General features: G+C 65.1%; 20 protein-coding genes. 12 read left to right on the top strand and 8 right to left on the bottom strand.

Translation table 11 applies throughout. The annotated features are described in order from the left end of the window. Window positions 1–12 precede the first annotated feature (12 nt). The 3 genes from ku to VF34_RS16695 are packed head-to-tail and all read right to left on the bottom strand — an operon-like array spanning window position 13 to window position 2,963. The gene (gene ku, locus VF34_RS16705; RefSeq protein ID WP_032365768.1) at window positions 13–984 is read right to left on the bottom strand and encodes a non-homologous end joining protein Ku; all 972 of its coding nucleotides are present in this window, start codon (window positions 982–984) and stop codon (window positions 13–15) included. A gap of 51 nt (window positions 985–1,035) precedes the next feature. After that, on the bottom strand, window positions 1,036–2,178 hold the full coding sequence (locus VF34_RS16700) for a lycopene cyclase family protein (RefSeq protein WP_032372455.1): 1,143 nt from the start codon (window positions 2,176–2,178) through the stop codon (window positions 1,036–1,038). Further along, a complete protein-coding gene (locus VF34_RS16695; RefSeq protein WP_045841762.1) occupies window positions 2,175–2,963 on the bottom strand; it encodes an SDR family oxidoreductase in 789 nt (262 codons plus the stop codon). The genes VF34_RS16700 and VF34_RS16695 overlap by 4 nt, the downstream gene beginning before the upstream one ends. A 156-nt stretch (window positions 2,964–3,119) precedes the next feature. Here VF34_RS16695 and VF34_RS16690 point away from each other — a divergent pair, with 156 nt between their 5' ends. Then, a complete protein-coding gene (locus VF34_RS16690; RefSeq protein ID WP_027497030.1) occupies window positions 3,120–4,751 on the top strand; it encodes an ABC-F family ATP-binding cassette domain-containing protein in 1,632 nt (543 codons plus the stop codon). Here VF34_RS16690 and VF34_RS16685 read toward each other — a convergent pair. Beyond that, complete coding sequence (locus tag VF34_RS16685) at window positions 4,739–5,320, bottom strand: TetR/AcrR family transcriptional regulator (protein WP_027497031.1); 582 nt, start codon at window positions 5,318–5,320, stop codon at window positions 4,739–4,741. The two genes, VF34_RS16690 and VF34_RS16685, sit on opposite strands and share 13 nt — an antisense overlap. 117 nt (window positions 5,321–5,437) lie before the next feature. Next, a complete protein-coding gene (locus VF34_RS16680) occupies window positions 5,438–8,248 on the bottom strand; it encodes an aconitate hydratase (RefSeq protein ID WP_027497032.1) in 2,811 nt (936 codons plus the stop codon). A 347-nt stretch (window positions 8,249–8,595) separates the two neighbouring features. On the opposite strand from VF34_RS16680, the gene VF34_RS16675 reads away from it, so the two are divergent. The 8 genes from VF34_RS16675 (at window position 8,596) to VF34_RS16640 (ending at window position 17,458) form a co-directional block, all read left to right on the top strand. Next, the gene (locus VF34_RS16675) at window positions 8,596–9,138 is read left to right on the top strand and encodes an Rv1476 family membrane protein (protein WP_032372454.1); all 543 of its coding nucleotides are present in this window, start codon (window positions 8,596–8,598) and stop codon (window positions 9,136–9,138) included. A gap of 403 nt (window positions 9,139–9,541) precedes the next feature. Then, window positions 9,542–11,092: an NlpC/P60 family protein gene (locus VF34_RS16670; protein WP_371129002.1), complete on the top strand. Its 1,551-nt coding sequence runs from the start codon at window positions 9,542–9,544 to the stop codon at window positions 11,090–11,092. Window positions 11,093–11,313: 221 nt separating this feature from the next. Beyond that, the gene (locus tag VF34_RS16665) at window positions 11,314–12,624 is read left to right on the top strand and encodes an AAA family ATPase (protein WP_045841910.1); all 1,311 of its coding nucleotides are present in this window, start codon (window positions 11,314–11,316) and stop codon (window positions 12,622–12,624) included. Continuing rightward, window positions 12,621–13,607 carry a DUF58 domain-containing protein gene (locus tag VF34_RS16660; protein ID WP_032365771.1) on the top strand — a complete coding sequence of 329 codons (987 nt, stop codon included), beginning with the start codon at window positions 12,621–12,623 and terminating at the stop codon, window positions 13,605–13,607. Before VF34_RS16665 ends, VF34_RS16660 begins: the two co-directional genes overlap by 4 nt. After that, window positions 13,604–14,602, top strand: coding sequence for a VWA domain-containing protein (locus VF34_RS16655; RefSeq protein ID WP_032372452.1), 999 nt, complete (start codon window positions 13,604–13,606; stop codon window positions 14,600–14,602). Before VF34_RS16660 ends, VF34_RS16655 begins: the two co-directional genes overlap by 4 nt. Window positions 14,603–14,668: 66 nt before the next feature. Beyond that, window positions 14,669–15,391 carry a 3-oxoacyl-ACP reductase FabG1 gene (gene fabG1, locus VF34_RS16650; RefSeq protein WP_032372451.1) on the top strand — a complete coding sequence of 241 codons (723 nt, stop codon included), beginning with the start codon at window positions 14,669–14,671 and terminating at the stop codon, window positions 15,389–15,391. 60 nt (window positions 15,392–15,451) lie between these two features. Continuing rightward, window positions 15,452–16,276: an NADH-dependent enoyl-ACP reductase InhA gene (gene inhA / locus VF34_RS16645; protein WP_027497037.1), complete on the top strand. Its 825-nt coding sequence runs from the start codon at window positions 15,452–15,454 to the stop codon at window positions 16,274–16,276. A 102-nt stretch (window positions 16,277–16,378) separates the two neighbouring features. Beyond that, window positions 16,379–17,458: a ferrochelatase gene (locus tag VF34_RS16640; RefSeq protein ID WP_032372450.1), complete on the top strand. Its 1,080-nt coding sequence runs from the start codon at window positions 16,379–16,381 to the stop codon at window positions 17,456–17,458. Window positions 17,459–17,541: 83 nt separating this feature from the next. Here VF34_RS16640 and VF34_RS16635 read toward each other — a convergent pair whose 3' ends face one another. Next, window positions 17,542–18,375 (bottom strand): hypothetical protein, encoded by an 834-nt coding sequence (locus VF34_RS16635; RefSeq protein ID WP_027497039.1) that lies wholly within the window; start codon window positions 18,373–18,375, stop codon window positions 17,542–17,544. A gap of 76 nt (window positions 18,376–18,451) precedes the next feature. On the opposite strand from VF34_RS16635, the gene VF34_RS16630 reads away from it, so the two are divergent. Genes VF34_RS16630 through VF34_RS16620 form a run of 3 tightly spaced genes read left to right on the top strand, consistent with a single transcriptional unit; the run spans window position 18,452 to window position 20,936 of the window. Further along, complete coding sequence (locus VF34_RS16630; protein ID WP_032365846.1) at window positions 18,452–19,258, top strand: DUF3097 domain-containing protein; 807 nt, start codon at window positions 18,452–18,454, stop codon at window positions 19,256–19,258. Window positions 19,259–19,314: 56 nt separating this feature from the next. Then, the gene (locus VF34_RS16625; RefSeq protein ID WP_027497041.1) at window positions 19,315–19,746 is read left to right on the top strand and encodes an NfeD family protein; all 432 of its coding nucleotides are present in this window, start codon (window positions 19,315–19,317) and stop codon (window positions 19,744–19,746) included. A gap of 5 nt (window positions 19,747–19,751) precedes the next feature. After that, the gene (locus tag VF34_RS16620; protein WP_027497042.1) at window positions 19,752–20,936 is read left to right on the top strand and encodes an SPFH domain-containing protein; all 1,185 of its coding nucleotides are present in this window, start codon (window positions 19,752–19,754) and stop codon (window positions 20,934–20,936) included. Here the strand turns inward: VF34_RS16620 and VF34_RS16615 are convergent, their stop codons facing one another. Continuing rightward, complete coding sequence (locus VF34_RS16615) at window positions 20,937–21,446, bottom strand: hypothetical protein (protein WP_032372449.1); 510 nt, start codon at window positions 21,444–21,446, stop codon at window positions 20,937–20,939. It lies immediately after the preceding gene. Beyond that, entirely contained in the window at window positions 21,443–22,042 is a 600-nt protein-coding gene (locus VF34_RS16610; protein WP_032372448.1) for a hypothetical protein, read from the bottom strand. Before VF34_RS16610 ends, VF34_RS16615 begins: the two co-directional genes overlap by 4 nt. Between the last annotated feature and the right edge of the window lie 17 nt (window positions 22,043–22,059).

The raw sequence follows: 22,059 nt of genomic DNA, 5'->3' as shown, positions 1-22,059 counted from the left end.
CCGGCTGCCCCGTCACGCACCCTTCGCTTCGTCGGTCGACGGGGCAGCCTTCTTTGCTGCGGCCTTCTTGGCCGGAGCCTTTTTTGCCGGGGTCTTCCGCGCAGTGGTCTTCTTGGCAGCGGTCTTCTTGGCCGGTGTCTTCGACGACGAAGATTTCGACGATGATGATGTCGACGAATCGGACCCCGACTTCGCGTTCTTTCCCGCGGCCTCGACGCTGCGCTGGAGGGCGGCGACCAGATCCACGACCTCCGCGTCCTCGCCGTCGTCCTGTGACTCGGCCTCGGTGTGGATGACCTTCTCGCCACCGTTCGCCAGTGTCTCGTCGATCAGTTTGCGCAGTTCGATCTGGTAGTCGTCGGTGTACTCCGTCGGATCGAATTCCGAGGACATGCTCTCGACGAGCGACGTCGCCATCTTCACTTCTTGCGGGCGCGCCGACGGGGCGTCGTCGAGCGACGGAAATTCTGCGGCTCGTACCTCGTCCGGCCACAGCAGAGTCTGGATGACCAGCACGTTGTCACGGACCCGCAAGGCGGCCAGCCGCGTCTTCTGTCGCAGCGTGAAATGGACCAGCGCGGTGCGTTCGGTTTCTTCCAGCGTCTCTCGCAGCAGTACGTACGCCTTGGGCGACGACGAGTCGGGCTCCAGGAAGTAACTCTTGTCGTAGAGGATCGGATCGATCTGCTCGGTCGGAACGAATTCGAGAACGGGGATCTCGTGCTTCTCGGCAGCGGGGAGTTTGTCGAAGTCGTCGTCGGTGAGGATCACGCGCTCGCCGTCGGGCGAGTCGTACGCCTTGTCGATGTCGGCGAACTGGACCGATTTTCCGCATTCCTGGCAGATGCGGTCGTACTTGATTCGTCCGCCGTCCTTTGCGTGCACTTGATGAAACCGGATGTCGTGTTGCTCGGTGGCCGAGTAGACCTTCACCGGAACGTTGACGAGTCCGAAGGCGATCGAGCCTTTCCAAATGCTGCGCATGTGTTCATGATCGCCGACCGGGCGCCTGTGTGTCGACCGTTGCCGAGAAACTCAGCCGCGTCTCGGAGCGTGGACGACGGTGCGCGCGATAGCGAGCCTGGCCGAGACCGGAAGTGTAGGGAACATTCTCAGCATTGCGGTCATGGTCCCCATGGCGTCGTCGTGGCCGGACAGGTAGGAGCGTTGCAGTTCGACCGGCAGCGAGAAGAAGCTGGCGAAGAACTGCGGAACCATCTCCGGCTCGAGGCTCAACGCAGTGCGCAGACCGAGATTGCGTAGCTTCTGCACCGTCCAGGTGTGGAGTGCACGTCGGCTCCCCGGCTTGCCGGTGCGAAGTCCGTCGACCAGGTGATCGGCAGACGCCAACGACGCGGCGACGCTGTATCCCGTCGCCGGATGCATCAGATTCGACCGCGACCCGAACAAGACGGGACCGCTTCGTGGGGTGTGCAGCCGTGAGCGCGGCGGAGGTTCGACCGAAAAGCGCACCCGCTCGACGTCCTCGGTCCCGGTCGGCACGAGATCGCGTCGGGCGAGACGATGATGCAGACGAGTCCGGAGTACATCGAGGTGGAGGGCAGGCCTGCCGACCAGGCACGTTTCTTCGAGCAGAACGCGGTGGTCGTCGAGTGCGACGGCATAGAGAAAACTCGGAGCGTCACCGGGTCGTACGCCGTTGTCGGTACGCCAATCCATGAACCAGGCGTCGGAGCCTTCCAGAATGGGCTCGGCGCGTTCCCGCTCGACGACGATTCCGTATGCGGTCTGTTGCGCCAGATCACGCGAGTCGAGCGTTCCTCGCGCATCGACGACGTGGCGAGCCGTGACGACCGTCCCGTCGACGGTGGTGACGCGGGTGCCGGTGACGTCGACTGCGGTGCCCGCGTGCACTCGTACGAGGTCGAGAGACAGCGAGGCTTGCAGGGCATGGGTGTCGAGCACGCAGTACGTCCGGTCGATGACGCGATGCCGATCGGTCCACACTGCGGGCCTGCGTGCAGTCGAGGCGATTGCGGACTCCGAGAGCCATGACGGCAATTCGTCCGCCCATGCCGAGTAGGTCGGCGTCCAGGTTCTGGACGGGTGCGGATCGAGTGCGAGAACGTCCATACCCGCGGCCGCGCAGCGGTGGGCGATCGCGCGACCCGCCGGTCCCAGCCCGATCACGGCGACGTCGGCCGACAGGTCGCTCACATTCCGCCGGTGGCGAGCAGGCCACCGTCGACGCGCACCGTCTCGCCGGTGATCCACGAGGACGCGTCCGAGACCAGGAACGCGACGAGCGATGCCACGTCCTCGGGGGTACCGAGTCGCTTCATCGGGTAGCCGGCCGCTGCTGCTTCTTCGCCGCCGGCGAACAACGCCTCGGCGAACTTGGTCTTCACCACGCCCGGCGCCACCGCGTTGACGCGGATCTTCGGACCGAGCTGCCATGCCAGCTCCTCGGTGAGCCGAATCAACGCAGCTTTGGATGCGCCGTACGCGGCAATGACTCCGGTGGAGCGGATGCCTGCGACGCTGGCGATGTTGACGACCGCACCGCCGTGTTCTCCCATCCACGCATGGAACGCGTTCTGCACGAAGCCGAGCGTGCCGACGACGTTGGTGTCGAAGATCTTGCTGACACCGACGAGGTCGGCATCCATCAGCGAGCCGTAGACGGGGTTGATACCGGTGTTGTTGACCAGGATGTCCAGCGAACCGAAGGTCTCGACGGTGCGGTCCACTGCGGTGCGCCGATGTTCCGGGTCGCCCGCGTTACCGTCCAGCGCGAGTACGGAGTCGCCGAGTTCCGCCGCGACGGCCAGCAACGGTTCCCGCTTACGCGCAGTGATGGCCACGTTGGCACCGCGCGCGAGCAGTTCTGCGGCGATCGCGCGGCCGATGCCTCGACTACCCCCGGTGACCAGTGCGGTCCGTCCGGTGAGGTCGAGGGGCAGGGCTGGGCGGGCAGTGGCCGTTTCGGTGACGTCGGTCATCGCTCAGACGTTACCGGGGTCACCTGCGTTCCTGGGTGGAGGCACGTGAATGCTGAGCTAAAATGGGGGTTTGCTGTGCCGACCTACGGCGCTTTCATTGCTCGCTCGTCGGTCGACGAGCACTCATCTTGTTCGGCAATCGCTAGGAGCTCACGCGTGATCACCGCCACCGACCTCGAAGTTCGTGCCGGTGTGCGGACCCTTCTGTCCACCGAGGGGCCCGCGCTCCGCGTGCAGGCAGGTGACCGCATCGGGCTGGTCGGCCGCAACGGTGCCGGAAAAACCACCACGCTGCGCATCCTGGCGGGCGAGGGCGAACCGTATGCCGGCGAGGTCGTACGCACCGGAGATCTCGGCTACCTCCCGCAAGATCCCAAAGAGGGCGACCTGGACGTGCTGGCCAAGGACCGGGTGCTGTCGGCCCGCGGGCTGGACACCCTCCTGCACAGTATGGAGAAGCAGCAGGCTCTGATGGCCGAGGTTGCCGACGAGACATTGCTCGACAAAGCCGTCCGTAAGTACGGCGAGCTGGAAGAGCGGTTCGCGTCCCTCGGCGGCTACGAAGCCGAAAGCGAAGCGGCTCGCATCTGCAACAGCCTCGGCTTGGCCGACCGCATTCTCGGTCAACCGCTGCGAACCCTGTCCGGTGGTCAACGTCGACGCGTCGAACTCGCTCGCATTCTGTTCGCCGCGTCCGACGGCAGTGGCGGACGCTCGAACACCACATTGCTGCTCGACGAGCCCACCAACCACCTCGACGCCGATTCCATCACCTGGTTGCGCAGTTTCCTGCAGAACCACGAGGGCGGACTCATCGTGATCAGTCACGATGTCGAACTGCTCGGTGATGTCGTGAACAGGGTGTGGTTCCTCGATGCAGTGCGCGGTGAGGCCGACATCTACAACATGAACTGGAAGAAGTACCTCGACGCACGCGCCACGGACGAGCAACGGCGCCGTCGCGAACGCGCGAACGCGGAGAAGAAGGCGGGTGCGCTGCGCGTCCAGGCCGCCAAGATGGGTGCCAAGGCAACCAAAGCCGTTGCGGCACAGAACATGGCCAAACGAGCAGACAAGCTGATGGCCAACCTCGATGCGGAGCGCGTATCCGACAAGGTTGCGCACATTCGCTTCCCTGAGCCTGCTCCCTGCGGCAAGACTCCGTTGATGGCCAAGAACCTGACCAAGATGTACGGGTCGCTGGAGATCTTCGCCGGCGTCGATCTGGCGATCGACAGAGGAAGTCGAGTGGTGGTGCTCGGGCTCAACGGTGCGGGCAAGACGACGCTGCTTCGGATCCTCGCGGGAACCGAGAAGGCCGACACCGGCGAGATCGAACCCGGCCACGGCATGCGCGTGGGTTACTTCGCCCAGGAGCACGACACCCTCGACGACATGGCGTCGGTGTGGGAGAACATCCGGCATGCGGCACCCGACACCGGCGAGCAGGAGCTCAGATCGCTACTCGGCGCCTTCATGTTCACCGGACCCCAGCTCGAACAGCCCGCAGGAACGCTGTCCGGCGGCGAGAAGACGCGTCTGGCGCTGGCCGGACTGGTGTCTTCGGCTGCGAACGTGCTGCTGCTCGACGAACCGACCAACAACCTCGATCCGATCTCACGCGAGCAGGTTCTCGACGCACTGCGCAGTTACAAGGGTGCTGTCGTTCTGGTGACTCACGATCCGGGTGCCGCCGAGGCGCTCTCACCAGAACGAGTCATCCTCCTTCCCGACGGCACCGAGGACCACTGGTCGCAGGACTACCTGGAACTGATTCAGCTGGCCTGACCCGGGTCGCGCCTGCGCACCGATTCTTCGACCAGATCCAGAATGGCCGACAGGTTCGACCCGCCGTTGCCCGACGCGATTCTGGCGACCAGACCGTCGAGAACCAGGTCCAGGTAGTCGGCCAGAACGTCGTTGGGAACGTCGTCCCGCAGTTTTCCTGCCGTTTTCTGGCGTTCGAGTCGGCCGAGTGTCGCGTCGGTCAGCTCGGCCGAACGCTCGGCCCAGCTGGTTCGGAAGTCGGCGTCGGTTCGTAGTCGTCGGGTGATCTCGAGCCGCGTTCCGAGCCACTCGAACTGCTCCGGCTGGGCCAGCATGTCTCGCATCACCTGAACCAGACCCTGCGTCGCCGCGACTTCGGCCATACGCCGGGCGTCCTCCTGCGCCAACGCGAGGAAGAGACCGTCCTTGTCCTTGAAGTGGTGGAAGATGGCTCCGCGGGAGAGGCCTGTCGCCTCCTCGAGGCGTCGCACGGTGGCACCCTCGTAGCCGAACTCTCCGAAGCATTTACGCGCACCGTCGAGAATTTCGCTGCGGCGGGCCGCCAGGTGGTCTTCACTGACCTTGGGCACGTGTGAAACTCCTACTTTCCGATGAAGGGGCCCGTACCGATACGGCGATGGGCCCGAAACACGTATCGAGTTCCGGGCCCATCGCTGTGCGTGGCGTTTGTCTACAGCGCCGTGTGACTAGCCTCTGATCATGTTGCGCAGGACGTACTGCAGGATTCCGCCGTTGCGGTAGTAGTCCGCTTCACCGGGGGTATCGATACGGACCACGGCGTCGAACTCGACCTTGGTTCCGTCTTCCTTGGTCGCGGTCACCGCCATCGTCTTCGGGGTGGTGCCCTCGTTCAGCTTCTCGACGCCGATGATGTCGAACGTCTCGGTGCCGTCGAGCTTGAGCGACGCGGCGCTCTCGCCTGCCGGGAACTGCAGCGGAACGACGCCCATGCCGATGAGGTTGGAGCGGTGGATGCGCTCGAACGACTCGGTGATGACCGCCTTGACGCCCAGGAGCGAGGTGCCCTTGGCCGCCCAGTCACGGGAGCTTCCGGAGCCGTACTCCTTGCCGCCCAGCACGACCAGCGGGATGCCGGCCTTCTGGTAGTTCTGCGACGCATCGTAGATGAACGATTGCGGGCCACCGTCCTGGGTGAAGTCGCGGGTGTAGCCACCCGAGACGTCGTCGAGCAGCTGGTTCTTCAGACGGATGTTCGCGAACGTTCCGCGAATCATGACCTCGTGGTTGCCACGACGCGATCCGAGCGAGTTGTAATCCTTGCGCTCCACGCCGTGCGAATCGAGGTACTGAGCGGCAGGCGTACCGGCCTTGATGGGTCCTGCCGGGCTGATGTGGTCGGTGGTGACCGAATCGCCGAGCAGGGCCAGCACGCGGGCACCCTTGATGTCCTCGACCGGAGCCGGGTCCATCGTCATACCGTCGAAGTACGGAGGCTTCCGCACGTACGTCGAGTTGGGATCCCACTCGAACGTGTCGCCCTCGGGGGTCGACAGGTTCTGCCAGCGGCTGTCACCGGCGAAGATCGTCTCGTAGGACTTGCTGAACATGTCCCGGCTGATCGAGGACTTGATCGTGTCCTCGATCTCCTGCGACGACGGCCAGATGTCCTTGAGGTACACCGGGTTGCCCTCGTGGTCGTTACCGAGCGCGTCGGTCTCGAAGTCGAAGTCCATCGTGCCCGCGAGGCCGTAAGCGATGACCAGCGGCGGCGACGCCAGGTAGTTCATCTTGACGTCGGGGGAGATGCGACCCTCGAAGTTGCGGTTGCCCGACAGCACGGCGGTCACCGAAAGATCGTTGTCGTTGATCGCCTTCGAGATCGGCTCGAGCAACGGGCCCGTGTTACCGATGCACGTGGTGCAGCCGTAGCCGCCCAGGAAGTAGCCGAGCTTCTCGAGGTACGGCCACAGGCCGGCCTTCTCGTAGTAGTCGGTCACGACCTGCGAACCGGGTGCCATGTTGGTCTTGACCCACGGCTTGGTGGACAGGCCCTTTTCGACGGCGTTCCGAGCGAGCAGTGCTGCGCCCAGCATGACCGACGGGTTGGAGGTGTTGGTGCAGGAGGTGATACCTGCCACCACGACGGCGCCATGGTCGAGAACGAACTCGCCTGCTTCGTCGGTGATGACACGAACCGGCTTGCTCGGGCGACCTTCGGAGCCGTATGCGGCCGACCGCACATCGACTGCATCGTCTTCCGCGAAGCTCAGCGACGCGGGATCGCTGGCCGGGAACGACTCGTTGAGGGCCTCGTCCAGCTTGCTGTCACCCTCGTGCGCCGGGTGGTTCTCCTCCACGTAGTTGTGGATGTCCTTGCGGAACGCAACCTTGGACTCGGACAACAGGATTCGGTCCTGCGGGCGCTTCGGGCCTGCGATGGACGGGACGACCGTGTTGAGGTCGAGCTCGATGTACTCGGAGTACACGGCTTCGTTCTTCGGGTCGTGCCACATGCCCTGTTCCTTGGCGTACGCCTCGACGAGAGCGAGCTGCTCGTCGCTGCGGCCGGTGAGGCGCAGGTAGTTGATCGTCTCTTCGTCGATCGGGAAAATGGCTGCGGTGGAGCCGAATTCGGGGCTCATGTTGCCGAGGGTGGCGCGGTTGGCGAGGGGAACCTCGGCCACACCTTCGCCGTAGAACTCGACGAACTTTCCGACGACGCCGTGCTTGCGCAGCATCTCGGTGGCGGTCAGAACGACGTCGGTGGCCGTGACTCCCGGCTGGATCTCGCCCGAGAGCTTGAAGCCGACTACACGCGGGATCAGCATCGACACGGGCTGGCCGAGCATGGCAGCTTCGGCTTCGATTCCGCCGACGCCCCAGCCGAGCACGCCGAGGCCGTTGACCATCGTCGTGTGCGAGTCGGTTCCGACGCAGGTGTCGGGGTACGCCTGACCCTTGCGGGTCATGACGGTCGGTGCGAGGTACTCGATGTTGACCTGGTGCACGATGCCCATGCCGGGCGGGACGACCTTGAAGTCGTCGAAGGCGCCCTGGCCCCAACGCAGGAACTGGTAACGCTCGCCGTTGCGCTCGTACTCGAGGTCGACGTTGCGCTCGAGTGCATCGGCGCGGCCGAACACGTCGAGGATGACCGAGTGGTCGATGACCATGTCGGCGGGGGAGAGGGGGTTGACCTTGTTGGGGTCGCCGCCGAGGGTGGTCACGGCCTCACGCATGGTGGCGAGGTCCACGACACACGGAACGCCGGTGAAGTCCTGCATGATGACTCGCGCAGGGGTGAACTGGATTTCGATACTCGGGTCGGCCGAGGGATCCCACGACGCGATCGAGCGAATATGGTCGGCGGTGATGTTGGCACCGTCCTCGGTGCGAAGGAGGTTCTCCGCGAGGACCTTCAGTGCATAGGGCAGTTTCTCGGCACCGGGCAAGGCCGACAGCCGAAAGATCTCGTACGAGTTCTCTCCGACTTCGAGGGTGCCCTTTGCACCGAATGAATTGTTACTTGCGGTCACTTCAGCTCCACTCGTCTATGAGGCACACCGCCGACGGGGCTGTGTCGACGGTTGAAGCGAGGCGCTGACCGTGTGTCTCGGCATGGCATCCGGCGTGCGGATTGCTTGCGGACCCTCGGGCAGTGTCTCGATGGAAGTCTAACAGTACGCTTGTCCTGTGAAAACGTGCGGGTCCGTTTCGCGGTGGACACCGCGAGAACGACCCACGTCACAATCCTCACGTAGTGCTTCGTGCGACGCAATGAAGGGCGGCCTCAGTTGCCGCGTCGGGCATACCTGCCTCCCGAGAATCGACGGCACCGTGACGTAGGGTTCCACGCGACTGGTTCCTACCGACTGGACGAGAGATGACTGAGCCGATCCACGCTGTTTCCCCACTTGCCACCGATATCCCGGCAGGTCTGGACGTCGACAGCATCGTCGCCACGGTCCGCGAGTCAGGAGTCAGTGCTCCTGCGGCAGAGCAGGACGGACTGACTGCCGCCGTGAACCGAGCCGAGGACCACGGAATCGATCTGAGCATCGTGATCGTCCCCGACGAACCGCGCCACGATTCGCAGCTACGCGACCTCGCCACTGCGGTCGGTGCCCGCGAGGGCGGAACGGTGTTGGTGCTGAGCCCGGGGCAGGTCGGAACGTTCAGCGACTCGATCAGCCGAGTGACACTCGAAGCCGGTCAGGATCGCACGTACACCGGAAATCACGTCGTCGCCGCCGACAACTTCGTCGACACACTCGTCGAGGACCAGACTCCGTGGGGCTTGCTGACGGGTGGGTTGGTGGTGATCGTCGCCGCGGTGGCCGCGTTGACAGCCGCTGTGAAGGTCCGGCGATACCGCGCGCGGTCGGCCACTGCCGACCCGCACGAAGCGCAGCCCGTCGAGCGCTGACGTAGCGCGCACATTCGTCATTCGACCGACCGACATCGACGCGCGATTACTCCACCGGACGTCGGTCCGGAAAAAGTCCGAAAAATTGTTTCGGGCAAACACCGAGTTCACGGCATTGTGCCTGGTGGAATTACAAATGTGTCATTTGTGACTGGAGTTTCTTTAGTGTGCGAAGTGTCGTACGGTGCCATTGGCACTGCTGGGGAAGGAGTGTCGCAGAAGGCAGGTGTCATCCGTGGGGAACTCGGGAGGCCACTGCTTCGGGTGTGACTGACGTGGTTCGCACCTGTCGTGTCGCTGCGCGCCACTTTCCCGCCCGGCGAACATGTTCACCGTCACCTGCGATCGGGGTGGGAACGGGGAACGCCTCGACGGCACGACGGTCCTCTCGGGACCCGAGTGAATGCCGGACCCGAGGGAGACATTTGTGAGCCGACGTCCAGTTCGCGGCACGCGCCGCAGAGCGCTCGTCCGTACCCGATTCGTACTGGCAGGTGCCGGTCTGGTTCTCGCGCTGACCGCGACCATGCCCGGAGTCGCCGCCGCGGTACCGCCGCCCCCGCCCAACCCGTCCGATACCGACATCGCCGCGGCCGGCAGCGCCGTCGACTCACGCCTGGGGCAGGTCGGACAGCTGATCGACGCGATCGCATCCGCCAACCAACAACTCGCACAGCTCGACGACGAGGTCGCCGTGAAGCGAGAAGGCGTCAACAAAGCACTGGTCGACCTGCAGAACGCACGGGACGCCGCCGACGTGGCCGCAGCAGTCGTAGGAGCAGCGCAGCAGGCGCTCGCCGATGCAGGCACACAGATTCAGGCAGCCCAGCGCAAGTTCGACGAATTCGCCAAATCGAGCTACACCCAGGGCTCGGGCGTCGCCTCGATGGCGTCGTTCCTCGGTTCGAGCGGACCGGACGACGTTCTCGACCGCGCCCAGGTCCTGAAGGTGCTGTCCAACAGCCAGAATGCCGTGCTCGACAGCCTCCAGCGGGCCCGAACCGAGCAGGCGAACCGGGACTCGGCCGCCCGCGAATCCAAGCAGCAGGCGGACGCGGCAGCGTCCGAAGCCGAATCCAAGAAGGCCGAGGCCGAGCAGGCCATCGCTGCAGCGCAGGCGGCGTTGCAAGCCGAGGCCGATCAGAAAGCCGCTATCGAGTCCCAGCGAGACGCCGCTCAGACCGAGCTCGACGCAGCCCGAAGCAATGTGGCCGGCCTCCAGGGTCAACGAGCCGCATACAGCGACTGGGAGGCGCAGAAGGCAGCAGAGGACGCAGCAATAGCAGCAGCCGCAGCTGCCGCTCGTGAGGCCGCGGTTCAGGCGGCGGCCCGGGTCTCGGCCAACCTGGCCGCACAACAGCGAGCCGCTGCGATCGCCGAGGGCCAACGCTCGCACGTCGATGTCGACGACGACTCGAGTTCGTCCACCGACTCCGACAGTTCGAGCGGAACCACGACTCCGACCCAGCCCACACCCAGCAAGCCCACTCCCAGCAAGCCCAAGCCCTCGACCACACCGTCGGTCACGGGCAGTGCTGCCGTGGAATTGGCGATCGACCGCGGGATGAGCCAGCTCGGTGTTCCGTATTCCTGGGGCGGCGGCGACGAGAACGGGCCGACCAAGGGAATCCGAGACGGCGGAGTCGCAGACAGTTACGGCGACTACAACAAGGTCGGCTTCGACTGCTCCGGCCTCATGATCTACGCATTCGCAGGTCTGGGTATCTCTCTGCCCCACTACACCGGCTACCAGTACACGGCAGGCAAGCAGGTTCCGTCGTCGCAGATGAAGCGTGGCGACATGATCTTCTACGGACCGAACGCCAGTCAGCACGTCGCGCTCTACCTCGGCGACGGGAAGATGCTCGAGGCTCCGCAATCCGGATCGGTGGTCAAGGTCTCCGACGTCAGATACAGCGGTATGACGCCGTACGCCGTGCGCATGGTGTCCTGAGCTCGCTGTCGCTCCCGAGGTCGCTGTTCGGTACTTCTGCGTCGTTCCGCAGGCTCCACTCCGGCGCGCGGGTCAGGGGTGGGTTTCGGCGCGCGCGAGCATCACCTGGAATAGTTGATCTCGGCGGTATGGAACGTGCCCGACGATGATCGACTGAAAGCGGTGAATTCTTGGTGACATCACGTGACGGCCGGATTTCGAACGACGAGGAGCCGACACAGATCGGGTCTTCGAGTCCGAATCCTCGGGGTGGGGAGCCGGAGCGGGTGGACAGTCCCGATCTCGCCGAGGACGTTCGGCTTCTCGAGAAGGCCGTGTACGAGGTCAAAAGGGTGATCGTCGGTCAGGATCGTCTGGTCGAGCGCATTCTAGTCGGCTTGTTGGCCCGTGGGCATGTGCTGCTGGAAGGCGTTCCCGGCGTGGCGAAGACCCTCGCAGTGGAGACGTTCGCCCGCGTGGTCGGTGGCTCGTTCTCCCGCGTCCAGTTCACCCCGGACCTGGTGCCCACCGACCTGGTCGGAACCCGCATCTACCGTCAGGGCCGCGAAGAGTTCGACACCGAACTCGGCCCGGTCGTCGCGAACTTCGTCCTTGCCGACGAGATCAACCGAGCACCGGCGAAGGTCCAGTCGGCGCTGCTCGAAGTCATGGCCGAGCGGCACGTGACCATCGGTGGCAGGACGTTCCCCATGCCCGATCCTTTCCTGGTGATGGCGACGCAGAACCCCATCGAGAACGAAGGCGTGTACCCGCTCCCGGAAGCCCAGCGCGACCGCTTCCTGTTCAAGATCGTCGTCGACTACCCGACGGTGGAGGAAGAACGCGAGATCGTCTACCGCATGGGGATCAAGGCCCCCGAGCCCAAGCAGATACTCGACCCTGTCGAGTTGGTCCGTCTGCAGAACCTGGCCAGTTCGGTGTTCGTGCACCACGCGCTCGTCGACTACGTGGTTCGGGTCATCGCCGCCACCCGCACGCCCGAACAGTTCGGGTTGGACGATGTCGGCAGCTGGATCGCATACGGGGCCTCCCCGCGTGCGACCCTCGGCATCATCGCTGCGTCCCGCGCCCTCGCCCTGCTGCGAGGCCGCGACTACGTCGTTCCTCAGGACGTGCTCGAGGTGATTCCCGACGTGCTCCGGCATCGGCTGGTGCTCTCCTACGATGCCCTCGCCGACGAAGTGACGCCCGAGACCGTGATCTCCCGCATTTTGCAGACCGTCGGACTACCGCAGGTGTCGCCGCAGGCGGTTCCGATGTCGCAGGACAACGGCACCGCACCCGGTCAGCCCTTCGGTGGCCAACAGGGCACACCGCAGTTTCCGGGAGCGGGGCCGCAGTATCCGGCTCAGGTACCGCATCCGGCCCAGGGGCAGTACCCGGGTCAGCCGCAGTTCCCCGGGCAAGGGCCCGGCTCGGCACCCCAGCCCGGACCCGAGCAGCGCCCACCGGGCGGTCCGGCCGGCGAACCCGCTCCGTCGCTGCACAAGCCGTCGGGTGATGCATCGTCGACCGGTTCGCCGGGTCAGTGAGCGCAGCCGACAGAGCCGGCCGAGGTGCGGTCTCACGGCCGCCGTCGTTTCGGTCCGGCGAACTGCGTGATCCGAAGCTGGCCGCTGCGCTGCGCACGCTCGAGATAACGGTACGTAGGCGTCTCGACGGCGTTCTGCACGGCGACCACCTCGGCCTGATACCCGGCCCGGGATCCGAACCGGGGGACGCGCGCGAGTATCAGCCCGGTGACGACGTTCGGCAGATGGACTGGTCGGTCACTGCCCGGACGACACACCCACACGTGCGGCAGTCGGTGGCCGATCGCGAACTGGAAACGTGGCTTGTCGTCGATCTGTCGGCCAGCCTCGACTTCGGAACCGCGGGGTGTGAGAAGCGCGATCTCGCGGTCGCGGCCTCGGCCGCCATCACCCACCTGACCGGCGGCGGTGGTAATCGCATCGGAGCTGTCGTGGCCACCGGCGCGACGACGACGCGAATCCCGGCGCGCGGGGGCCGGGTGCACAGCCAGTCGATGCTGCGGACGATCGCTACGACACCGTCCGCCGCGGACGGCGTCCGAGGAGATCTTCGCGATGCCGTCGAGGCGCTGCGGCGTCCCGAACGCCGTCGCGGTCTGGCCGTGGTGATCAGCGACTTCCTCGGCCCGATCGACTGGGAGCGATCGCTGCGGGCGATCTCTGCCAGACACGACGTACTGGCCGTCGAGGTACTCGATCCGCGAGACCTCGAACTTCCGGATGTGGGAGACGTGGTTCTGCACGACCCGGAGTCCGGCCGCACTCGGGAGTTCGCCGCGACGCCCCGGCTCCGCGCCGACTTCGCGCGAGCAGCCGCAGCACACCGCGACGACGTGGAGAAAGCGTTGCGCCGATGCGGGGCACCGCGTTTGACTCTGCGCACCGACGGTGACTGGATCGCCGATGTCGTCCGCTTCGTCACTGCTCGCAGGCACACCATCGGCTCCGGTTTCACCAATACCGCGAGGGCAGGTTCGCGATGAGCCTCACCGATTTCTCTGCGCCGTGGTGGCTCGCGTTTCTGGTCGTCGTCATCGCCTTGACGGCGGGGTACGTCTGGATTCAACGCCGCAAGCAGAAGCACGTGCTGCGTTTCTCCAACATGGAGTTGCTCGAGTCGATCGCGCCGAACCGGCCCAGTCGTCTGCGTCATCTCCCGACCGCACTGGTACTGGTCGGGCTGATGTTCCTGACCGTCGCGTTGGCCGGCCCCACTGCCGATCAACGTGTTCCACGCAACCGCGCGACGGTCATGCTCGTCATCGATGTGTCGCTGTCCATGGAAGCGACGGACGTCGAACCCACTCGGCTGGCTGCGGCCCAAGAAGCAGCGAAGTCGTTCGCCGATGGCCTAACGCCCGGCATCAACCTCGGTCTCGTCGCGTTCGCCGGCACTGCCTCGGTATTGGTCTCACCCACGGCCAACCGCGACGCCACCAAGTCGGCAATCGACAAACTGCAGCTCAGCGAGCGGACGGCCACCGGTGAAGCAATCTTCACCTCGCTGCAGTCGATCGACACTCTCGGCGCGATCCTCGGGGGTGGCGACGCGGCACCGCCGGCCCGCATCGTGCTGCTCTCGGACGGTAAGCAAACCGTTCCCCAGAACCTCGACGATCCACGGGGCGGCTACACCGCAGCGCGCGCAGCCAAGGACAAGGGAGTGCCGATCTCGACGATCTCGTTCGGCACCAGCTACGGGTCGGTCGAGATCGAAGACGAAGGTGGAGGCGGGGTCGAGCGCGTCCCCGTTCCGGTCGACGACCCGTCGTTGCGCGAGATCGCGACTCTGTCCGGAGGGAGTTTCTTCACGGCCTCCTCGCTCGAGGGCCTCCGAGACGTCTACGACACCCTGGAGGAGCAGATCGGTTTCGAGATCACCCGCGGGGACGCATCGCGACCCTGGTTGATCCTCGGTGTCCTGTGCATCTCCGCCGGGCTCGGTTCGGCGTTGGTGATGCGGCAACGATTGCCGTGATCGCTGTTATTACTCACCAGTAAGTTTCGCTTTGTCATTCCAGGACGAACAGATAGGTTGCTAGGCATGTCCACACCTGACTTCATCGCGCGATCGGTACTCGTCACCGGAGGTAACCGGGGTATCGGTCTGGCCATCGCCCAACGGCTCAGTGACGACGGACACAAGGTGGCCGTCACCCACCGCGGATCCGGGGCTCCCGACGGATTGCTCGGGGTCGTCTGCGACGTCACCGACTCCGATTCGGTCGACGCGGCCTTCAAGGAGGTCGAGGAGAAGCACGGACCTGTCGAGGTACTCGTCGCCAACGCGGGCATCACCGACGACACCCTGCTGATGCGTATGACCGAGGAGCAGTTCCAGCGGGTCATCGATGCGAACCTGACCGGAGCCTTCCGAGTCGCCAAACGCGCCAACCGGGCCATGCTGCGCGCGCGCTGGGGTCGGATGATCTTCCTCAGTTCCGTTGTCGCGATGGCCGGCGGGCCGGGGCAGATCAATTACGCGGCGTCGAAGGCCGGAGTCATCGGCATGGCCCGGTCGATCACGAGGGAGTTGGGTTCGCGGTCCATCACGGCGAACGTCGTCTCACCGGGATTCATCGAAACCGACATGACCGCAGAGTTGTCGGACGACTTGCGCGGCAAGGCGAAGGAATACATTCCACTTCAGCGTCTCGGTCAGCCCGAGGACGTTGCAGCAGTCGTGAGTTTCCTTGCGGGACCGGACTCGTCGTACGTGTCCGGTGCTGTCATTCCCGTCGACGGCGGCATGGGCATGGGGCACTGAGAAACCCTCTCGCACAACGATTTCGATAGATACTCACCTCCGAATTAAGGACGTAGCATTATGGGCGGATTGCTCGAAGGCAAGACCATTCTCATCACCGGCATCATCACCGACGCGTCGATCGCGTTCCACGCCGCGGCCATGGCGCAGGAGCAGGGTGCCAAGGTGATCATCACCGGGTTCGATCGGCTGCGGCTCATCGACCGCATCGCGCAGCGGCTGCCCAAGGAGGTGCCCCCGGCGATCGAGCTCGACGCCACCAACGAGGAGCACCTCGCCGCGCTGGCGGACCGAATTCGTGAAGTAGCGCCGGAGGGTATCGACGGAGTTCTGCACTCCATCGCATTCGCACCTCGCACCCTGATGGGCCCGGATGCCAAGCCGTTCCTCGACGGCCCCGGCCCCGACGCGGCGAGGGCATTCGAGATCTCGGCGTGGAGCTACGCATCTCTCGCGCGTGCCGTGCTGCCGGTCATGAACGAGGGTGGCTCGATCGTCGGAATGGACTTCGATCCGCGGACGTCGATGCCCTACTACAACTGGATGGGCGTAGCCAAGGCTGCTCTCGAGTCGGTGAATCGTTACGTGGCACGGGAAGTGGGCGCAGCCAAGCGTATCCGCTCCAATCTCGTTGCAGCAGGACCGATCAGGACTCTTGCCGCCAAGGCGATTGCGGGCACCGCGACCGGCGATGCGGCCAAGATGGACCAGCTGAACGTGTACTGGGACGGTGCCGCTCCCATCGGATGGGACGTCAACGATCCGACCGTCGTCGCCAAGTCGATCGTCGCGTTGCTGTCGGATTGGCTGCCCGGAACCACCGGGTCGATCGTGTACGTCGACGGCGGAGCGAGCCACAACACGTACCTGCCCGAAAACATGTGACACGTCGGTGAGCGGAGTCCGACGTGGGCTCGCTCACCGTAGGTTTCGTCGACCGATTGTGCCCCTGCCGCAGCCCTGCTGCGACAGGGGCACAATGGATTCATGACCACCCCTGGAGATTTCGACGCACTGTTGGTGCTCTCGTTCGGCGGACCGGAAAAGCCCGCCGACGTTCGCCCGTTTCTCGAGAACGTCACTCGCGGACGTGGTGTGCCGCCCGAGCGTCTCGACGCCGTCGTCGAGCACTACATGCACTTCGGTGGCGTGTCACCGATCAACGAACTCAATCGCGACATCATCGCCGCACTGCAGGCCGAGTTCGATTCGGCCGGAATCGAATTGCCGATCTACTTCGGCAATCGCAATTGGCATCCGATGGTCGAGGACACCGTTGCGACGATGAAGGCGGACGGCGTCCGCTCCGCGCTCGTCTTTCCGACTTCCGCGTGGGGCGGGTATTCCGGGTGCAGGCAGTACCACGAGGACATCGCCAGGGCCCGTGCGTCCGTGGGGGACGACGCCCCGCATTTGCTCAAGATCCGTCAGTACTACGACCACCCGTTGATGGTCGAGGCGTTCGCCGAGGCCGTCGATGCCGCGCGCAGGTCGCTGCCAGAGGAGCATCGGGCAGGAGCGCGGCTGGTGTTCACCGCGCATTCCATTCCGTCGGCAGCCGACGCCAATGCAGGCCCACCCGCGGATGGTGGCCACCTGTACAGCCGGCAGGTTGCGGAGGCGTCGCGTCTGGTCGCGGCCGCATCCGGCAGCACCGAATACGATCTGGTGTGGCAGTCTCGTTCCGGACCACCGCAGGTTCCGTGGCTCGACCCCGACATCTGCGATCATCTCGAAGCACTGTCCGAGAAGTCCGTCGACGCGGTGATCGTGTGCCCGATCGGTTTCGTGTCCGACCACCTCGAAGTGGTGTGGGATCTCGACACCGAAGCCGAGGAGAAGGCCCGTGAACTCGGGATGGCTTTCGCCCGCGTGGGTACGCCCGGTTCCGATGCTCGATTCCCGAAGATGATCAGGGAGCTGGTGGACGAGTATCGCGTCGGCGGGACGTGCCGAGGACTCGGCAGCGTTCCCGGCTACGGATCCACCCTCGACGGCAATCGATGTGCCGTCGGATGTTGCGAGCAGCCGACGCGTCCATCGCGGCCTGCGACGGCACCTGCCTGACTGGCGGCTCCTGCCTGACGGGTGGCCTCTTGCCTGTCTCGCGGCCCAGCCCCGACAGGACCGCTACGTGTCGGTCCTGTCGGTCATCGGGCCGACTGCATCGAGGCACCGATGCTCGTCGCCACGGCGATGGTCCGGGCCGTGCGCACGGCGGCCCACAGCGGCCGGACGAGTTCTTCTCGGGCGGCCGCTGCGGCGGCAGTCGGTGCCTCCGAGGGAGCCGATCCGGCGGCGACGGTGAGGATGGCCGCGACCCGATCGGCCGATTCGAGCACTCGGAAGGCGCGTTCGGACATCTCGGGGGGATAGCGGTGCCGTGCAGCGTCGGCGATCAGCTCGGCGATGCGAGTGCGCGGGTCGGCCTCGAGAGTGCGGGTGGGGAGCGATTGCATCTGTGCGAGTGCATCCGCCGCGCCGCGCACGGCCTCGCGCATCTCGTACTCGGCCTCACCGAGACCTCGATCTCGGTGGGCGTGAGAGGGAACGTCGATCGAATACACGGTCCAGCGCAGCACGTCGGGGCCCTCGACGACGGGTACCACCCCGATTCCGGCGGAGCCCGGGGTACCGATCATCACCGCCTGCTCGGCACCGATCGCTGCACGAGAGAATTCTGTCCGGGCCGGCAGTTCGGCCACCGCACCCGCTGCGGGCAGCACCAGACGTATCCGTTCCTCCCCGGCTGCGGGTGAGGGTCCTGCGTTCGCGGCGGTTCGGACCGCGGCGAGCGCCCCGGCGATGCCCTCTGCGTAGCCCGGAAAGCGCAGCCCGTACGTCGTTGCTGCTTCGTTGTCACCGGCACCGACCAGATGCATCGGTGCCCACTCGGACATCGCGTCGATGACGTCGTCCGGCGAACCGGCACCGGCCAGCCAGGAACCGGCCCACAGGGCAAGACTTGCACTCGGAGAACACACGACTCACGAGCATAGGTCGGCGTGGCGAACCGTGCTCGGGACGCCGGTATCGCTAGCGTTGGTCGCCGTGAACGACATGTACGGCGGAGACATTCTCAAAGGGCACAGTCGCATGCGGAAGGTTCCGGCACCGGAGGTGCCGGCCGAGCGCGGCATGGTGGTCGAGGACGCAGGTTCGGGTTATTGCGGTGCTGTGGTCGGCTTCGAGCGCACATACGACGGAGATTTCGTCCGACTCGAGGACGGCGCCCGAACGACGCGACTGTTCGCCCTGCGCGAGGCCGCATTTCTGATCGACGGCCGCCGGGTGACGCTGGTCCGCCCGAAGCCCGCGACCGCGGCCAAACCGACCAGATCGGCGTCCGGATCCACCAAGGTCGAGGGCCTGCGAGCCCGGACGGCTCGTGCCAGCCGTATCTGGGTCGAGGGTGTGCACGACGCGGCCCTGGTGGAAAGCGTGTGGGGACACGACCTTCGAGTGGAGGGCGTGGTCGTCGAACATCTCGAGGGCCTGGACAATCTGGGGGAGCGGTTGGCCGATTTCGGCCCCGGCCCGGGCCGTCGCGTCGGGGTCCTGGTCGACCACCTGGTGACCGGGTCCAAGGAATCGAAGATGACCAGATCGTTGGGCGAACACGTTCTCGTCACCGGCCATCCGTTCATCGACGTGTGGGAGGCCGTCAAGCCGTCGGCGGTCGGCATTGCGGCGTGGCCGAAGATTCCGCGCGGTCAGGACTGGAAGACCGGAATCTGTCGAGAGCTGGGCTGGGGAACTCCGCAAGAAGGATGGCGGCGGGTGTACTCGTCGGTGTCGAGCTTCCGAGATCTGGAGGCTCCACTGATCGGTGCCGTCGAACAGTTGGTCGATTTCGTCACCGAGTAGCTGTTACGACCAGCTGATCCGTCGGCGGATGTCCGATTCGTGCCAGGATGGAGCTTGTGGCAGCGATCTTGTGGCTCATAGCGGCGGTTGTGCTTGCCGGTGCCGAAGCACTGACGGGGGACTTCTTCCTACTGATGATCGCCGGCGGTGCGCTCGGTACCGCCGGGGTGTCGGCGTTGACCGACTTCCCGGTATGGGCCGACGCAATCGTTTTCGGCGTGTTGTCGTTGGCGTTGGTTCTGGGTCTGCGTCCGATCTTGTTGCGGCGCTTCGCACATCCGCCGGACACCCCGATGGGGGTTGCGGCTCTCACCGGTAAGAGTGCAGTCGTGCTCGAACAGGTCACTGCGCACGAAGGCCAGATCAAACTCGGTGGCGAGGTGTGGACCGCGCGTCCGTTGGACGAGACAGAGGTCTACGCCCCCGGTACCACCGTGACCGTGATGGAAATCGACGGTGCCACCGCCGTCGTATGGAAGGGACCGTAAAGCCAGTGGAAGCACTCATAGCACTGGCCGTCATCGTTGCGTTCGTCGCCGTGTTGATGGCCAAGTCCATCTCGATCGTCCCGCAAGCCGAGGCAGCAGTGATCGAAAGACTCGGTCGGTACACGCGTACCGTGTCCGGTCAGCTCACGTTCCTCGTCCCGTTCGTCGATCGCATCCGTGCGAAAGTCGATCTGCGAGAACGGGTCGTCTCGTTCCCGCCGCAGCCGGTCATCACCAAGGACAACCTGACGGTGTCGATCGACACCGTCGTCTATTTTCAGGTGACCAATCCACAGTCGGCCGTGTACGAGATCAACAACTACATCGTCGGTGTCGAGCAGTTGACCACGACCACGCTGCGTAACGTCGTCGGCGGAATGACGTTGGAAGAGACTCTGACGTCCCGTGATTCGATCAACGGTCAGCTCCGAGTGGTGCTGGACGAGGCCACCGGTCGGTGGGGTCTTCGAGTCGCCCGCGTCGAGCTCAAGAGCATCGACCCGCCACCCTCGATTCAGGAATCGATGGAGAAGCAGATGAAGGCCGACCGCGAGAAGCGCGCGACCATTCTCACGGCCGAGGGGCACCGTGAATCGGCGATCAAGACAGCCGAGGGCGACAAGCAGAGTCGAATCCTCGCTGCCGAAGGCGGTAAGCAGGCGGCCATCCTCACTGCCGAGGGTGAGCGGCAGTCCAGAATTCTGCGGGCTCAGGGTGATCGCGCCGCGAAGTACCTCGAGGCGCAGGGGCAGGCGAAGGCCATCGAGAAGGTCTTCGGTGCCATCAAGGCGGGTAAGCCCACTCCAGAACTGTTGGCCTACCAGTACATGCAGACGTTGCCTCAGATGGCGCAGGGCGACGCGAACAAGGTGTGGATGATCCCGAGCGATTTCGGCGACGCTCTCAAAGGGTTCGCCAAGACCCTCGGAGCCCCAGGCGAGGACGGGGTGTTCCGATACGAGCCCAACGAGTCCGCGGGCAACGAGCCGAAACCCGAGGACGACTCGGACGAGGTTGCGGAGTGGTTCGAGACCAAGACCGATCCGGCTGTCGCCGAAGCCGTCAAGGCCGCCGAGGCGGTGGCCCGTAAGCCGGTGGACACGTCGTTGGCCGCATCTCCGGAGCTGTCCAAGGGTATGGATATCGGTGCCCTGTCGGCATCTCCCGAGGCAGAACCGGAAGCGCGCTGATCACGAATTGATCGCGAATCCCACGCCCGCTGCCGCCAGTGCCCACAGAACGCTGGCGAAGGTGCCGATGATGAACTGTTCGGAGGCGTGGGATTCGCGCAGTTCGGGGTAGCGCGCAAGTCCTTTGACCGCCAGTACGATGGCGATTCCCTCGGGCCAGCCGGTGAGAATGGATACCGCAACCGCTACACGTTCGAGAATTCCTATCGTCAACCCTCCACGCAGCGGCTCGACCGGCTCGTCGTCGGTCGAGTCGTTCTGTCGTCTGGCGACGCGAAAGACGCTCGGCACCACGGCAGTGCCGCCGACGGCGGCCACGGCAACGCTCAGGACGACTCCGACTGCATGACCGACGCCGTGTGCCGGCCCGGCGAGCGTGGCAAGCACAGCGGATGCGGTGAGCAGAGTCGAGGCAGCCACAGTGGGGACCCACAGCCTGATGCGGTCGCCGGCCGGGACGAGGGCGACACCTGCCGTCAGAGCCAGAAGAACGAGGGCGACGACGATCATGACGTGTGACTTCCTGTCGCGTCAGCCGCGTTCAACAACCTCGCGGCAAGGGTGCGGCCGGCATTTTCGACGTGCCAGCCGGCGACGGAAAGTCGTTGCGACATAGCCTGTTTGCTGATATCGAGCCTTTCGGCCGCGTCGGTCTGCGACATTCCCTCTGCCATGAGCGCAACCGCCTCTCGGCCCTGGTCCGAGCGACGAGCGACGAGTATGGCAACCAAGGTCGATGCGGTTTCGGCGTCCTCGGCCGCTTCCGGCTCGGGTCCGGTGACGGCGAGCGCAGCAGGCGCATTCTTCGCTCTGGTGACGGCGTCTCGGGCAGCCTCGAATGCCTGGCCCCGGCCGGCGCGCGTCGTGTCGGGTAACGGAAGCTCGACCGAACCGACGCCGATTCCCACGCTCCAATGTGGCGTCGCCACCAGGTCGAGGGCGATCGCGACGACGGTTGCTGCGTCCTCACAGACGGCCTGGACCTCGTCGCCTGCGGTGCGTTCGAACGGGCGGATCAGATCGAAATCGCGATACCGGTCCAGTAGATCGGGCACGCGATCGATGTCACGTCTGCTGCGACGCTGGTCGACGGTCATCACGAACATGCGACAAGGCTAGAGCG

The organism is Rhodococcus sp. PML026, from assembly GCF_000963615.1.
Taxonomy (GTDB): domain Bacteria; phylum Actinomycetota; class Actinomycetes; order Mycobacteriales; family Mycobacteriaceae; genus Rhodococcoides; species Rhodococcoides fascians.
The sequence above is the reverse complement of the archived record's forward strand: the minus strand, read 5'-3'. Positions and strand labels throughout refer to the sequence as shown.